This is a genomic window from Nocardiopsis nanhaiensis (genome assembly GCF_054778635.1).
Map to the genome: position 1 here is coordinate 28,466 of NZ_BAAGZJ010000066.1, position 14,959 is coordinate 43,424.

Sequence of the window (14,959 nt, forward strand, 5' to 3'; positions counted from 1 at the left end):
CTCAGGTTCGGTCCGGGGCGGGCAGGCGGCGCAGTCTGAGGGCGATGAGTCCGGCGAGCGCGGTCAGGCCCATGGCGAAGAGCAGGGCGCCGTTCCAGCCGACCGCGTCGTAGACCAGGCCGCCGATCCAGCCGAAGAGGCTGGAGCCCAGGTAGTAGGCGAGGGTGTAGATCGCCATCGCCTGGGCTCGTCCCCGCACCGCGTGGGAGCCCACCCAGGCCGAGGCGGTGGCGTGGGCGGAGAAGAAGGCGAAGGTCAGCAGGAGCAGCGCGGCCAGCAGTGCTGGCAGCAGTGTGGTGAACAGGCCGCCGAACCCGGCGAGCATGAGCAGGGTGGCGGTGGCGAGCACCCCGTAGCTGCCCCAGCGGACGGTGGCCGAGCCCGCCACCGCCGAGCCGAGCATTCCGGCGGTGTAGGCGAGGAAGAGCAGGGAGGCCGTCGCCTGGGACAGGCCGAAGGGTTCGGCCATGAGGCGGAAGCCCAGCAGGTTGTACACGGTCATGAAGGCGCCCATGAGGAGCAGCGCCTGGGCGTAGAGGGCGGGCAGGCCGCGGGTGGTGATCGCGGCGTGCAGGCGCTGGCCCATGCCGGGCCCGGGAGGGGTGCTTCCGGGGCCGGTCCGTTCGGTGCTGGCGGGTTTGGGCTGGCGGGGCAGGACCAGCACGAAGACGCTCAGGGCGAGGAGTCCGAGGAGGGTGTTGGCGGCGATACCCCACTGCCACCCGCCGAGGTCGGCGGCGAACCCGGCCAGGAGGCGCCCGCCCATGCCTCCCAGGGGGTTTCCGGCGATGTAGAGGCCGGTGGCCTTGGGGGCGTCAGCGGGGTGGATCTCTTCGGCGAGGTAGGCGACGGCGGCCGCGGGGACCCCGCCCAGGGCCGCGCCTTGGAGGGTGCGCAGCAGCAGGAGGAGCCACAGTTCGGTGGCGAAGGGGGCGAAGCAGCCCAGCAGGGTGGCCAGGAGCAGGGAGAGCGCGATGACGCGGGCGCGGCCGATGCGGTCGGCGGCTCCGCTCCAGACGAGGGTGAACCCGGCCAGGCCCCCGGTGGCCAGGGACACCGCCAGGGCGGCCTGGCCCGCGGAGGTGTCGAAGCCCGTGGCGATGGCGGGCAGGATGGGCTGGACCGACCAGAGCTGGGCGAAGGTGGCCACGGCGGCTGCGACGAGGGCGATGACCGTGCGTCGGTAGCGGGTGGTCCCCGCGCGGGGGCGCGCGTCGTGGGACGGGGTGGAACTGCTGGTCACGGTCATGCTTCCACGCTAGAAAGCGCGATTTCATACGTCCAATGCATGCTTTCACGTTGATGCATACTGTTGTGCATGAACAACCCGGATGTGGACGCGCTCGCGCAGGTTCTGGCGCCGCGGTTGCGGATGATCGCGGCGGTCTCGGAGACCGAGCACGTCACGCACGCCGCCCAGTCGCTGAACATGCCGCAACCCACGCTGAGCAGGGCTTTGGCCCGGTTGCAGGAGGAGTTGGGGATGGCGTTGGTGGAGCGCACGGGGCGGGGGATCCGGCTGACGCGGGCCGGGCGGATGCTGTTGCCGCACGTGCAGCGGGCGCTGGGCGATCTGCGCCAGGGGGTGGCCGAACTCACGGGTTCCGAGGAGGGCCGGGTGGCGCTGACCTTCCTGCCCACGCTGGGGGTGGAGGTGGTGCCGGTGCTGCTGCGGGGTTTTCGGGCCGAGCACCCGGGGGTGCGGTTCACCCTGACCCAGGAGGCGTGGGCCGAGTCGTTGCGCCGCCTGGCCTCGGGCGGCGCGGACCTGGCGCTGACCTCGCCGCTGCCGTCGGGGCCCGGGCTGACCTCGGCGGTCCTGCACACCCAGTACCTGCGTCTGGTGGTGCCCGAGAACCATCCGCTGGCCGCCGCCGAGGACGGGGTGGCGGCGCTGTCGGCCGCGCGTGAGGAGTTCATCCTGCTCAAGCCGGGTCGCGGGGTACGGCATCTGACCGACCGGCTCAGCGACCGGGCGGGGTTCACCCCCAAGGTGGCCTTCGAGGCCGACGACATCGCCACGGCGCGCGGCCTGGTGGCAGCGGGGCTGGGGGTGTCGGTCCTGCCCGCCCGCCCTAAGGGGCCGCTGGGCGGGACGGTGGAGCTGCGCATCCGGGACGGCGAGGCCGAGCGGGAGGTCGGGGTGGTCTGGCCCGAGGACGGTTCGGGCGGGGGCTACGAGCCCCCGGCCGTGGCCCTGTTCCGCGACTACGTGCGCCGGGTGGGCCCTCAGGTCATCCCCGACCTGACCGGTTAGCGGACAGCCCCGGTCTCGCCCCGTCTCCACTCCCGGCCGCCGAGGGTGGAGACGGGGGCAAGGTCATCGCGGGATCAGAAGGGGTAGCGGGCCGGGTCGGCCTGCATGGTGATCCACTGGGTCTCGGTGAAGGCCTCCAGGTTGGCGCGGGTGCCGCCGAAGCGCGAACCCGTACCCGAGGCCCCCACCCCGCCGAAGGGGGCCACCGCCTCGTCGTCAACGGTCTGGTCGTTGATGTGCACGATGCCGCTGGGGATGCGGTCGGCGATCTCCATGCCCCGCATCGGGTTGGTGGTAACCACACCCAGCGACAGGCCGTAGGGGGTGGTGTTGGCCAGCTCGACCAGGTCGTCGACCGAGGAGAAGCGCACCACCGGGGCCACAGGGCCGAAGACCTCCTCGGCGTAGGCCGGGGTGTGCGGGTCGACCCCGTCCAGGACGGTGGGCCGGTAGTACAGTTCCTCGTAGGTGCCGCCCGCACGCAGGCGTGCACCGTTCTCGACGCTGCTGGTGACCAGGTGGTGGATCTTGTCGCGCTGTCCGGCGTCGATGATCGGGCCCAGCGCCGCGCCGTCCTCCTCGGTGCTGCCCACCACGAGCGCGTCCGCCTTGGCCGCGAGCCGCTCGACGTAGGCGTCGGCGACGGACTCGTGCACAAGGTGGCGGCCGGTCGTCATGCAGATCTGGCCCTGGTGCAGGAAGGAGCCCCAGGCCCCGATGGAGGCGGCCGAGTCCATGGCGGCGTCGTCCAGGATGACCAGCGGCGAGTTGCCGCCCAGCTCCAGGTGGGCGCGCTTGAGGTGGCGGGCTGCGGCCTCGCCGACCTTGCGCCCCGCCGGGGTGGAGCCGGTGAAGGAGATGACGCGCACGTGCGGGTCGGCGACCAGGGCCTCACCGGCCTCGACACCGCCGGGCAGCACCTGGAAGACGCCCTCGGGCACGCCCGCCTTCCGGAAGACCTCGGCCAGGACCGCGCCGCCGCCCACCGCGGTGCGCGGGTCGGGCTTGAGGATGACGGCGTTACCCAAGGCCAGGGCCGGGGCGACCGAGCGGATCCCCAGGATGAGGGGGACGTTGAACGGGGCGATGACCCCGACCACGCCGGCCGGGACCTGGCGGGAGAAGCTCAGGCGCGGCTTGCCGGTGCGCAGGATCTCGCCGTGGGGCTGGGAGGCCAGCGCGGCGGCCTCGAAGCACTCGCCCGCGGCGACGTGCACCTGGAAGCCGGCCATGCCGGCGGCGGCCCCGCCCTCGCGGCGCAGCCAGCCGATGACCTCGTCCTCGTGGGCCTCCAGCAGGTCTCCGGCGCGGCGCATGACGGCGGCGCGCTCCTCGAAGGACGTGGCTGCCCATGCGCGCTGGGCGCGGGCGGCCCGGGTGCCCGCTTCGTGTACGTCCTCGGCGTTGGCGATACCGGTACGGCCCAGGACGGTACCGGAGGAGGGTGAGACGACCTCGGCGTCGCCCCCTTTGGCGGCGGTCCAGGTTCCGGTGAAGACGGCGGAGGTGTGCTCTTCGGCTGCGAGCAGACTCACGGTGGTTCTCCCTCTGTGCGGTGGCGGCGCGCTTTTCGGGCGGCTCCGGTGTCGGCGGCCGCCTTCAGTCGGCGGTCAGGCAGCTCTCCGGCTGCGGGTCGGCGCTCAGGCGGCGGGTTGGCCCTCGCCCTTCTTGGCCCGCTGGATCTGGGCGTAGACCCGGGCGCGCAGCTCGGTGAAGCGCTCGTCCTGGCGGGTGGTGAGCTGGTCGCGTTCCACCGGCAGGTCGACGGTGATGTCATCCTGGACGATAGTGGGCGAATTGGACAGCACCAGGACCCGTTCTCCCAGGTAGACGGCTTCGTCGATGTCGTGGGTGACGAACAGGACGGTCACGCCCAGGCGCTGCCAGATCTCCCTGACCAAATCCTCGAGGTCGGCGCGGGTCTGGGCGTCCACGGCGGCGAACGGCTCGTCCATGAGCAGCACCTGCGGCTCATAGGCGACCGCTCGGGCGATGGCCACGCGCTGCTGCATGCCGCCGGAGAGCTGCCAGGGGTAGGAGTCTGCGGCGTCGGTCAGACCGACCGCTTCCAGTGCCTCAGAAACCAGTTCGGCGCGGCGCGCCTTGGGCAGCTTCTTCTCCTTGAGGGGGAGCTCGACGTTGGCGCGCACGCTCATCCACGCGAACAGGCTGCGCCCGTACTCCTGGAAGACCACGGCCATACCGGGCGGCGGAGCCAGGACCGGCCGGTCGGCCAGTTCGACGCTGCCTTCGGTGGGCGCCATGAGCCCGGCGATGCACTTGAGCAGGGTGGTCTTGCCGCAGCCGGACGGGCCGACCAGGCAGACCAGCTCGCCCTCGGCGAGTTCGAAGGTCAGGTCGCGTACGGCCTCCACGGCCGTGGCGCCCCCGTTGTAGATCTTGCGCAGGCCGGTGACCTTGAGCATGGCGGGACGTTCTCCTTGGTTGTTCACGGTGGCTACTCCCCCCGGTTGGCGGCGCGCAGGCCGCGGTACCAGCCCAGGACGCGCCCCTCGACGAGCTCGAACAGGGACGAGAGCACGAAGCCGATGATGCCGAGCAGGACCATGCCCGCCCACATCTCGGGGATGGCGAAGGTGCGCTGGAACTGCACGATCGCGAAGCCCAGGCCGCTGGAGCTGGCGAACATCTCGCTGATGACCATGAGGATGATGGCCAGGGCCAGCGCCAGGCGCAGCCCCGCCATGATCTGCGGGCTGGCCGAGCGCAGCACCAGGACACGCAGCCGGGTCAGCCCGGAGACGCCGTAGCAGCGGGCGGTGTCGGACAGGACCGGGTCGACGGCGCGCACACCCTCGACGGTGTTGAGCAGGATGGGCCACACGCAGCCGAAGACGATCACCAGGATCTTCATACCGTCGTCGACGCCGGCCAGCATGATCATCAGCGGCACGAGCACGGGCGGCGGGATGGCGCGCAGGAACTCCAGGACGGGTTCGACGGTGGCGCGTACGCGCGCGTCCAGGCCGAGCAGGACACCCAGACCGATACCGATGAGCGCGGCGAGCGCGAAACCGACGAGGAGGCGGCCCAGGCTGGGCAGGACGTCGACGAAGAACCTGTCGGAGAACCACAGGTCGGCGAAGGCCGACCCGATCTCGGCGGGGGTGGGCGTGTAGAAGCTGGCCCCGGGCTGGGCGGTGAAGGCCCAGTACACGCCGATGAGCACGGTCGGCAGCGCCAGGACGTGCAGGACGCGCAGTCCGGGCCCGGGTGCTCCGGTGCGGCGGCGGGCGCGCCGGGCCGAGGCCTTTGCGGGTCCGGCCTCGCCGTCCCCGTGCCCGGTGGCGTGGGGTTCGACGGTGGTGGGCTGGCTCATGCTGCGGCCTCCCCGCGGACGGACGTGTGCCAGTGCAGGACGCGGCGTTCCAGGGCGCGCACACCGATGTTGATGAGCACGCCGAGGATGCCGGTGGCCACGATCCAGGCGTAGACGAGGGCGACGGCGCCGCCCTGTTGGGCGTTGGTGATCTGGTCCCCGATGCCGGGTGAGCCGATGACGAGCTGGGCGGTGATGGACAGGATGAGTCCGACCGCCGCGGCCAGGCGCAGTCCGGTCATCAGGTAGGGCAGCGTCGTGGGCCACACGACGTAGCGGATACGGGACAGGCTGCCCAGCCTGTAGGAGCGGGCGGTCTGTTCGGCGACCGGGTCCACGTCGGCCACCCCGTACAGGACCTGGATGTAGATCAGCCAGAAGCAGGCGTAGATCACCAGGAGCAGGGTGGAGCGGATGTCGGTGCCGTAGACGAGCACGGCGAGCGGGATGAGCGCGACCGAGGGGATGGGCCGCAGGAAGTCCACCGTGGACGTGGTGAAGGCGCGCAGGCGGGGTGTGGACCCCAGTGCGAAGCCGAGCAGGACCGCGGCGGCGAAGGCGATGGCCAGGCCGAGCGCCCATCCGTACAGGGTGTGCCCGACGGCCTCCCAGAACGGTGCGGTGGTGGCGCGTTCGGCGAGGGTGGTCAGGACTTCGGAGACTGGCGGGAAGTAGCGTTCGGGAACCAGCCCCAGGCGGGGCGCGAGCTCCCACAGCGCGAGCAGGCCGACGATCCCCAGGGTGCCGAGCAGCGGCCGGTTGGGGGCCGAGCTCTGCGCACGGGGGTGTCCGGCGCCGCCCGGGTGTGTGCTCTCGGCGGGTGTGGTCTCGGGGTGTGTGGTGTCTTTGGCGGTCATCGGATCAGCGATTCGAGGTCGGGGTCTTCGATGATGCCGTCGGTGACCATCAGGTCCCCCAGGGTCTCCAGGGCGTCGTGGTCGATCTCTTCGGGAAAGCGCGGCCAGCGCAGCTGGTCGAAGAGGTCGGGCTCGATCTCGGTGTAGGTGCTGAGGGTCTGGGCGGTCTCGTCGGGGTGGTCCTCGGCGTAGGCGAGGGACTCGTTCATGGCCTCGGTGAAGGCGTCCACGGTCTCGGGGTCCTCGGCGATGAGCTCATCGGAGGTGAAGTAGGTGGCGATGGAGAGTTCGGAGTGCATGTCCACGAAGTTGGCGGCGACCTCGGTGGCGCCCTGCTCGAGGGCGATGGTGAGGAAGGGCTCGACCACCCATGCGGCCTCGACCTGCCCGTTCTCCAGGGCTCCGGGCATGTCCGGGAAGGCCAGTTCCATGAAGTCCAGGTCTTCGGGGTCCCCGCCCGCCTCGCGCACGGAGTTGCGCACCGAGGTGTCGCCGATGTTGTTGAGGTTGTCGATGGCCACGGTGGCGCCGTCCAGGTCGGACGCGTCGGCGGCGTCGCTGTCGGCGGGCACGACCAGGGCGCTGTAGTCGGTGTCGGCGTCACCGGTGGTGGTCATGCCGTTGGCGACCACGGTCAGGGGCAGGCCCTGATCGCGTGCGATGAGGATGGAGGCGAGGTTGCCGAAGGCGAAGTCGAGCTCGCCGCTGACCACGCGGGGGACGGTGGTCGCGCCGCCGCCACCGGTTTCGATGTTCAGGTCCAGGCCGCGCTCCTCGAAGAACCCCTGTTCCTCACCCAGGTAGATCGGGGCGACTGCGGTGATCGGCAGCACGCCCACGTCGAGGGGGGTGAGACCGTCCTCGGTCTCGGCGGTCTCGCCGTTGCCGCAGGCGGCGGTCAGGGTGAGTGCGGCTCCGGAAGCGATCACGCCCAGCACGGTCTTGTTGGCGGTCATGTAGTTCTCCAGGGACAGGCGGGGTGGTGCGGTTGCGGGTCAGTGCAGGAGGCCGTCGAGGTCGGGGGCGTCGTCGATGAGCCCGTCGGTGACCATGAGGTCGGCCAGCACACCGACCGACTCCTCGTTGACCTCCTCGGGGAAGCGGGGCAGCACCATGTCCTCGATGAGGTCCGGCTCGATCTCGGTGTAGGTGGACAGGATGCGGCGGACCTCGTCGGGGTTGTCGTCGGCGTAGGCCATGGACTCGTGCAGCGCCTCGGTGATGGCCTCGAAGAGTTCTGGATCCTCGGCCATGCGGTCCTCGGCCGCGAAGTAGGCGGCGATGGACAGGTCCGGGTGCGTGTCCACGAAGTTGGAGGCGATCTCGCGGTGTCCGGCCTCGAGGATGGTGGAGCCGAAGGGTTCGACCGCCCATACGGCGTCGATCTGGCCGGTCTCCAGTGCGGCGGGCATGTCCGGGAAGGGCAGTTCGACGAAGTCGACCTCGGCGGGGTCCCCTCCGTCGGCGCGCACCGACTGGCGGACGGTGGTGTCGCCGATGTTGTTGAGGTTGTTGGCGGCCACCGTCAGTCCCTCGAGGTCGGCTGCGCTCTCGACGTCGCTGTCGTCGAGCACGAACACGCCGCCGAAGTCGGCTCCCTGTTCCCCGGCGCTGGTGGCGCCGTTGGAGAGCGTCGTCAGGGGTAGCCCCTGTTCGCGGGCGACGACGAGGGAGACGATGTTGCTGAAGGCGAAGTCGAACTCGCCGCTGACCACCCCGGGGACGATCGCGGCCCCGCCGGAGCCGGACTCCAGTTCCAGGTCGACGCCGCGGTCCTCGAAGAAGCCTTGGTCGACGCCTAGGTAGATGGGGGCTACGTCGAGGATCGGGATGACCGCCGCGGTGACGGCGGTCATCTCGCCGTCGTCGGCGTTGTCGGCTTGGGGGCTGCATGCCGTGGCTGCGAGCAGCGCCGCTCCCGTGGCGAGGGCGGCCAATGTCGGGCGCATCAGGACTCCAGCTGGTGATGAGAGGGATGTGGGTGCGCGACTACGCGAAATGTACGCTAAGCGAACATGTGTTCATCTTGTGAACATAGGTGATGCGCATCACCAGGTCAAGGCACGGATCAGGCACGTTTCAGACTCGTGAACAGCGGAAGATCGGATGACCACGCCTGGTCAGGGCGTTCTGCGACGATGTGCGGGCGCGAGCACCGGGCCACTGCCGCGGCGGGCCGGACGGGATGGATCAGGCCGGGCGGTCGGGGCAACGGGCGCACAGTCAGCGGGGATGGGAAAAGGCGGCGCCGCGGCACGAAAACGGTGGCGGGGGCCGTGGTCCGGGTCAGGACGGGACCCGGACCACGGGGCTTATCTCCCCGCACCAGCGACCCCATACTCGGGAGTACCCGGGGTAATGTCAACATTCGAACATCATTTACGGACCCGAAAGATTCTCATTTATCGAGGAGTGCGCCGTAAACTGCGGCGTTGGGGCACGCACCAACCACCGACAGGAAGAGCGGGATGCGCAGGGTACGAAGGCGAGGGCTGGCCCACGAGGCCGCCGATCGCGTCCGGGAATCCATCCTCGAGGGACGGGTCCCGCCCGGAGCGCCGCTGCGCGAGGTCGAACTGGCCGCCTCCCTGGACGTCAGCCGAGGTTCGGTGCGCGAGGGACTGGCCATCCTGGAGCGGGAGGGCCTGGTGCGCAGCGAATGGCACCGTGGCGCCCGGGTGATCGAGCTCAGCCCCACCGACGTCGACGAGGTCTACACCGTCCGCGCGGCCCTGGAACGCCTGGCCACCACCACCGCCGCCCAGAACATGACCCCCGCCGTCCTGGCCGACCTGGACTCCCTGGTCGAGGCCATGCGGCGAGCCGTGGAAGCCGATGCCGACGAACACACCCTGCTGGCCCTGGACATGGCCTTCCACGACCGCGTGTACGAGGCCGCCGACAACAGTCGCCTCCTCGACTCCTGGAACGGTGTGCGCTCGCAGGTGCACCTGTTCCAGCGCACCCGTATCCGCCGGGCCCAAGCCCAGTACCGGGACCTCCTCGTCGCAGAGCACCGCGAGCTGGTACGGCTGCTCAGCCGAGGGGCCAGCCCAGCACTGGCCACGGCCGCGGAGGAGCACGTGGACTCGGCGCGCCGGGCGCTGGTGCACATCCTGACGGAGCACGCACCGGACGGGGCCGGACCTCCCGCACCGCCGCCCGACGGCTCCCCCTCCTGAACGGCAGCCACTCAGGCCCCTCGAAATCCCCCCACACGGCCGCTCATGATTCACCCGCGTGGCCGCCTCGGAGCACCACACGGCCCGGCCGGCCCCGGCCACGCCAACAGCAGCGGAATAGGATAGCCTAACCAACCCGCCGCAGGTGGCGGGCGTGGAAACCCGCGGCGCCTCGGCGCGCGCCCAGTAGTGAGCACCACCCGATTGGACGTGTACCCGTGCGGCTCCCCACCGCCCCGGACGGCGGCCGAGGCTGTTCCGCCCTGGCGCGCTACACCGACGAACAGATCGCCGGTACGGCGGGACGCAAAGGCGGCTGGCTCCTCATCGAACACAACGGCCCCTGGCGCCACCCGGCCCTCGAAAGCCCCGGCCTGGACAGCGGCGTCGTCTCCCAGCTGGCCGAGCGCATCGACGGACGCGACATCAAACCCCAGCTGATCAAGCGCCCGGGATACAGCGAACGCACCCCTGTCGACGGGCCGTCGCGCGCCTACTACGTCCACGCCAGCCGCTCCCGCCCCTGGGCCCGCCGTGTGGACTTCCACGACCTCGCCGAACTGCTCGCCCACGACGTCACGGCCGTGGAACACCCGGAACCGCCCTCCTTCGGCACGCCCGTGGACCACACCCTGTACCTGGTGTGCACCCACGCCAAGAAGGACCCCTGCTGCGCGGTCCTGGGCCGCCCGGTCGCCGCGGCCCTGGGCAGGGCCCGCGCCGAGGTGTGGGAGACCACCCACGTGGGCGGGGACCGCTTCGCCGCCAACCTGGTCACCCTCCCCCAGGGCGTGTACTTCGGCCGTTTGGACCCGGAGTCGGCCGCGCGCACGGTGGCCGCCTTCGAACAGGGCCTGGTCCCACCCGAGAACTACCGGGGACGCTGCACCGACTCGCCGCCCGCCCAGGCAGCCGAGGCCGCGCTCCGTACCCGCCTGGGCTCCCCGGTGGGCGTCAACGCGCTGACGCACCTGTGTGAGGAGGAGACCGAGGCCGGAGTGCGGGTCACCCTGGCCCACGGCGACGGCCTGTATTCGGTGGAGGTGGAGACGGTGGAGGGTCTGGAGTGCCCCGCCACCTGTGCGGCCCTCTCCCCCACCCGGCCGGTCCACCACCGGGTGCGCGAGATCCACGAGGACCTGCACAGCGGATCCCAGGTCTAGGCCCCAGAGCCCGCACACTGCGGGGAAGCTGAGTGCCCGGCCCCGTGGCGCGGGGCCGGGCACTCGTCGGTCCCGCCGAGGCGGGCGCCGGGGTAGGAAACGGAACTCCGGGCGGTCGCGGCACCAGATCCGGTCGGTGCCGCCGACCTACTCCCGGGTCCCCCGCGGGCGCTCCTCGCGTGGACCGACTCCAAAAGGGCTATTGGAAGACGACGTCGGAGCAGTTGTAGAAGGCCTCGGGGCTGTCGGAGCGCTCCCAGACCACGTAGACCACGTGCTGGCCCGAACGCTCGGGCAGGGTCACGTCCCAGTAGTACTCGGCGCCCTCGACCCCGCCGTCGCGCAGCGGCGGGTCGACGACCTCGTCGATGAGCTCCAGGTCGGACCAGTTCACCGGGGAGTCGGGGGACCAGTCCGCGTTGGTCACATAGGTGAAGAAGGTGCCGGGGTGGGGTGCCCAGGCGTTGTGCTGGAATTCGACGGTCTCACCCGCGGGCATGTCGGTGGTGGGCCAGTCGTCGCGCACGGCGTTGAAGGCGGCGAAGTCGTCCGTGGGTCCGCACAGCTCGCCGTCGGCCACGAACTCCTCGTGCCGTCCGTCGGAGTCGCTGATCAAGTTGCCGAACCAGTTGTAGAAGGCGTACTCGCCGCCCTCCTCCAGGGCGTCGGCACAGGCGGGGTTGGTGGGCTGGACGTTGCCGCCGTCTCCTCCCTCGATCCCGTCGGCGTAGCAGGCGTAGGTGCGGCTGGCGGGGTAGGTGAAGGCACCGTGCGCGTCGGCCGCCTCAGGGGTCAGGGCGATGGCGAGCCCTCCGACGAGGGCGGCGGACGCGGTCAGGGCTCCGGTCCTGGCGAGGGTTCTCATGGGGGTCCTTTCGGTTGAGCGGGGTAGCGGGATTCAGTGGCGGACGGAAGAGGTGTCAGGAGATCCAGTCGATGCCGTTGGGGCCGTAGAAGACGCGCTCACCCCAGTCGGTGAGCCGGTCGGCGTCGAAGTCCTCGACCAGGTCCAGGTAGGCGACCTCGTCCGCGTTGCCGCTCCAGGACCAGGCGATGTACCCGAGTCCCAGCCGGTCGGTGTGGGCCATGATGGCGTCCTCGTCGGGATCGCCGTCGGTGTGCCTGTGTCCGAACTCGCCGACGATGAGCGGCAGGCCGGCGTCGGTGAAGTGCTCCAGGTAGTCGACAACGGTCGACTCGTCCTCGTAGACGCCGTACATGTGGATGGAGAAGACGGTGTTGCCGTTGGGGTCGGCCGCCGCGACCTCGGGCGCATCGTCGCGCATGATGTGCTGCCAGTCCTGGCCCCAGTTGGGGGCGTCGACGACCAGCATGTGATCGAAGCCGGCGTCGCGCAGGCGCCCCACGGCGCCGGAGGTGTCCTCGGCCCACCCCTCGTTGATCACCTCGTCGTTGCCGAAGGGCTCGTTGGCGATGTTGACGATGACGTGGTCCTCTTCGCCGTCCACGGCGTCCTGGATCCGCAGCCAGTAGGCAACGGCCTCGTCCAGCGATACGGCCTCGGGGTCCTCTCCGTAGCCCGTGGCGTCGTGGACCTCGAGCATGCAGACGATCTGGAGGTCCTTGCAGTCGTCGACGATGGCGGCGACCTCGGACTCGGGGGTCTCCTCCCACTGGTCGCCGCTGCTCAGTACGACGCGGACGGTGTTGGCCCCCAGGCCCGCGATATCGGCGATGGAGTCAGTCTCTTCGGTGAACCAGGCGTGGGGGTGGCTCACACCGCGGATGAGCAGGTTGCTGCCGTCGGCATGGGCCAGGCGCCCCTGGTCGTCGACATGCAGTCCGGTCTGCTGAGCCGATGCCGGAAGAGCTTGGGTGAGTAGGGGAAGGGACAGGGCCAGGGCGAGCAAGCACGCCGTAGAGCGGGATCGGTGCACTGTGCTTCTCCGTCGGTCTATATGAGTACCATTCGTGAAATCTGGCCATGGGAGCGTTCCCATCGCTCTCACGATGCAAGTTAACAGCACCGAAACACCGCGACAATGGGTGCTCTGCCAGCTTTTTCACTCAAAGGTTTACTAAGCACACGTTCAGTAACGTACGGCGGGCGTACCGAAACCCACCCTGAACTGCACAGATTGCGATCGGCGACCACTGGTCACACCAATGAGGCGGAGCTACCGAAAAAAAGGGGGTGACGGGGGCACGAACGTGCCCCCCACCACCCCTCGCGGGCCCCGGGTCTCCTGTCAGACCCAGAAACCGAAGCTGTACAGCAGCCCGTTGGTCGCCGCGATGACACCCAGCGCCAACACCACACCGGTGATGAACGAGGTACGCAAAGATCGCACCAGGTACTCCAGCGCCACCAGGTTGTTGAGGATGAAGTAACCGAGCATCGTCGCGTGCCAGAACGAGTCCATGCTCCACGGCTCGAAGTAGTAGGCCGCCCCGGTCCACACGTCGGTCTCCGTGGTGAACCACGCCCACGCCAGCGCCGCACCGTAGCCGAGCGGGATCTGGATCAGCGGAATGATCAGCAAGGGCAGCAGCTTGACGAAACTCCACAGCCCCGGCTGGTCCGCCCTGCGCGCCTGCGACTGCGCCCGACGCGCCGCGTCCTGCTCCGCACGCACCCGGTCCCGGTGCGCCCGTTCGGCTTCCTGGCGCCGACGCTGCTCCTCGCGCTGCTCCTGCTCGCGGCGCTGCTGTTCCACCTGCCGCCGGTGCTGCTCCTCCTGCTGCTGCCGAGGATCGGCCTGCTGATCGCGGCGCCCTCCGTACAGGGAGGCGTAGGGGTCGTCGCCCGGCCCGCCCTGCTGGTACTGCCGCGTGGGAGCGTTCTGGTCCGGCTGGAACTGCGCGGTCGCCGGGGTCTGCCCCGGCTGCTGCGTACCCGGGAACTGGGCCGTGGGCTGGTAGGGGGCGCCCTGCTGCTGACCGCCCAGCACCGAGGTCGCCCCGCCCGACGGGTCCTGAACCCCCGCCGAAGGCGCCACCTGGGTGGCCTGGTCGTCACCGAAGGCACCCGCGGCCGCGGCACCCGCCGCGGCCCCGGCGGCCCCACCCAACACGGCCGCGCCACCCGCACCGAGCCCCTCGGTGCGCTGATAGCCGCCGGTCGCACCCGGGTCGCCGGCCGAGGTCGCCAAGGCCTTGTTCACCCTGGCCACCTGCTCCTGCACACCCATCATCACGGCCGGAGGCAACCAGGACGAACCCGCGGGCACATCACCCAGGTAGTCCAGGATCTCGCCCGGCCCCGGTCGGCCCCTGACCTCCTTGGACAGACAGGCCGAGACCAGGTGGCGCAACGACTCCGGAACGCCGGACAGGTCCGGCTCCTTGCTGATGATGCGCATGACCATCGTGGGCATGTTGCCGTCCCCGAACGGCCCGATGCCCGAGGCCGCGTAGGCAAGCACCGCGCCATAGGCGAACAGGTCGCTGCCGGGGGTGAGCTCCGAACCCTGGACCTGCTCCGGGCTCATGAAACCCGGTGTCCCGATGACCGACTGCGTCGCCGCGGTGCCGTCGGTGGCACGCGCGATACCGAAGTCGATCACCCGCGGCCCGTCCTCGGCCAACAGCACGTTGCCCGGCTTGAAGTCGCGGTGGATCAGACCCACCCGGTGGATCTCGGCCAGCGCCTCGGCCAGACCGGCCGCCAATACCCGCACACTCGCCTCGGGAAGCGGCCCGTGCGCCTGCACCGCCTCGTCAAGCGGCATCGAGGGCACGTAGGAGGTGACCAGCCAGGGCACCTCCTCGTCGGGCCCGGCATCGATGACCGGCGCGGTGAAGGCCCCACTGACCTGCCGGGCCGCGTTGACCTCGCGGGCGAAACGCTGCCGGAACGACGGATCGGTAGCCAGGTGCGGGTGGATGCGCTTGATCGCGACCGCGCGGCCACCGGCCGAGCGCCCCAAGAACACCTGACCCATGCCACCGGCGCCCAAGCGCGCGATCAGTCGATACCGACCAACGCGCTCCGGATCAGTGCTCTCTAGCGGCCCCAACGTCCTCAACCTCCGGCTCTGCGGCGTGTTTCGTTCCCGAACGGGGCCCCAGTCTAGCTTGTCGTTTAAGCTGCTTGCTTGTCTCTAGAGCGGCCCGTGGTGCCCGTTTTATGCTTTTTCGGAACCTCGTAACGGGGAGCTGGACGCTTGTTCCAGCTCCCCGCCACACGCCCCGGCCCC

General features: G+C 70.4%; 13 protein-coding genes. 3 read left to right on the top strand and 10 right to left on the bottom strand.

Annotated elements, in window-relative coordinates:
* Position 1 precedes the first annotated feature (1 nt).
* Positions 2 to 1,249: an MFS transporter gene (locus ACYVD1_RS25485; RefSeq protein WP_460777033.1), complete on the bottom strand. Its 1,248-nt coding sequence runs from the start codon at positions 1,247 to 1,249 to the stop codon at positions 2 to 4.
* Positions 1,250 to 1,318: 69 nt separating this feature from the next.
* Between ACYVD1_RS25485 and ACYVD1_RS25490 the strand changes: the two genes are divergently transcribed.
* Entirely contained in the window at positions 1,319 to 2,257 is a 939-nt protein-coding gene (locus ACYVD1_RS25490) for a LysR family transcriptional regulator (RefSeq protein ID WP_460777034.1), read from the top strand.
* Between the two features lie 74 nt (positions 2,258 to 2,331).
* Here ACYVD1_RS25490 and ACYVD1_RS25495 read toward each other — a convergent pair whose 3' ends face one another.
* The 6 genes from ACYVD1_RS25495 to ACYVD1_RS25520 form a co-directional block, all read right to left on the bottom strand.
* Complete coding sequence (locus tag ACYVD1_RS25495; RefSeq protein ID WP_460777035.1) at positions 2,332 to 3,792, bottom strand: benzaldehyde dehydrogenase; 1,461 nt, start codon at positions 3,790 to 3,792, stop codon at positions 2,332 to 2,334.
* Between the two features lie 105 nt (positions 3,793 to 3,897).
* Positions 3,898 to 4,683, bottom strand: a complete 786-nt coding sequence (locus tag ACYVD1_RS25500) for an ABC transporter ATP-binding protein (RefSeq protein WP_460777046.1) — start codon at positions 4,681 to 4,683, stop codon at positions 3,898 to 3,900.
* A gap of 32 nt (positions 4,684 to 4,715) precedes the next feature.
* Positions 4,716 to 5,597 carry an ABC transporter permease gene (locus tag ACYVD1_RS25505; protein WP_460777036.1) on the bottom strand — a complete coding sequence of 294 codons (882 nt, stop codon included), beginning with the start codon at positions 5,595 to 5,597 and terminating at the stop codon, positions 4,716 to 4,718.
* The gene (locus ACYVD1_RS25510; RefSeq protein WP_460777037.1) at positions 5,594 to 6,454 is read right to left on the bottom strand and encodes an ABC transporter permease; all 861 of its coding nucleotides are present in this window, start codon (positions 6,452 to 6,454) and stop codon (positions 5,594 to 5,596) included. Before ACYVD1_RS25510 ends, ACYVD1_RS25505 begins: the two co-directional genes overlap by 4 nt.
* Complete coding sequence (locus tag ACYVD1_RS25515; RefSeq protein WP_460777038.1) at positions 6,451 to 7,410, bottom strand: ABC transporter substrate-binding protein; 960 nt, start codon at positions 7,408 to 7,410, stop codon at positions 6,451 to 6,453. The genes ACYVD1_RS25510 and ACYVD1_RS25515 overlap by 4 nt, the downstream gene beginning before the upstream one ends.
* 39 nt (positions 7,411 to 7,449) lie before the next feature.
* A complete protein-coding gene (locus tag ACYVD1_RS25520) occupies positions 7,450 to 8,403 on the bottom strand; it encodes an ABC transporter substrate-binding protein (protein WP_460777039.1) in 954 nt (317 codons plus the stop codon).
* A gap of 519 nt (positions 8,404 to 8,922) precedes the next feature.
* On the opposite strand from ACYVD1_RS25520, the gene ACYVD1_RS25525 reads away from it, so the two are divergent.
* A complete protein-coding gene (locus tag ACYVD1_RS25525) occupies positions 8,923 to 9,636 on the top strand; it encodes a GntR family transcriptional regulator (RefSeq protein WP_460777040.1) in 714 nt (237 codons plus the stop codon).
* 218 nt (positions 9,637 to 9,854) lie between these two features.
* Complete coding sequence (locus tag ACYVD1_RS25530) at positions 9,855 to 10,799, top strand: sucrase ferredoxin (RefSeq protein ID WP_460777041.1); 945 nt, start codon at positions 9,855 to 9,857, stop codon at positions 10,797 to 10,799.
* 199 nt (positions 10,800 to 10,998) lie between these two features.
* Here ACYVD1_RS25530 and ACYVD1_RS25535 read toward each other — a convergent pair whose 3' ends face one another.
* The 3 genes from ACYVD1_RS25535 to ACYVD1_RS25545 form a co-directional block, all read right to left on the bottom strand.
* Positions 10,999 to 11,664 carry a lytic polysaccharide monooxygenase auxiliary activity family 9 protein gene (locus ACYVD1_RS25535; protein ID WP_460777042.1) on the bottom strand — a complete coding sequence of 222 codons (666 nt, stop codon included), beginning with the start codon at positions 11,662 to 11,664 and terminating at the stop codon, positions 10,999 to 11,001.
* 55 nt (positions 11,665 to 11,719) lie between these two features.
* Positions 11,720 to 12,697 carry a glycoside hydrolase family 5 protein gene (locus ACYVD1_RS25540; protein WP_460777043.1) on the bottom strand — a complete coding sequence of 326 codons (978 nt, stop codon included), beginning with the start codon at positions 12,695 to 12,697 and terminating at the stop codon, positions 11,720 to 11,722.
* Positions 12,698 to 13,009: 312 nt separating this feature from the next.
* Positions 13,010 to 14,704 (bottom strand): serine/threonine protein kinase, encoded by a 1,695-nt coding sequence (locus tag ACYVD1_RS25545; RefSeq protein ID WP_460777044.1) that lies wholly within the window; start codon positions 14,702 to 14,704, stop codon positions 13,010 to 13,012.
* Between the last annotated feature and the right edge of the window lie 255 nt (positions 14,705 to 14,959).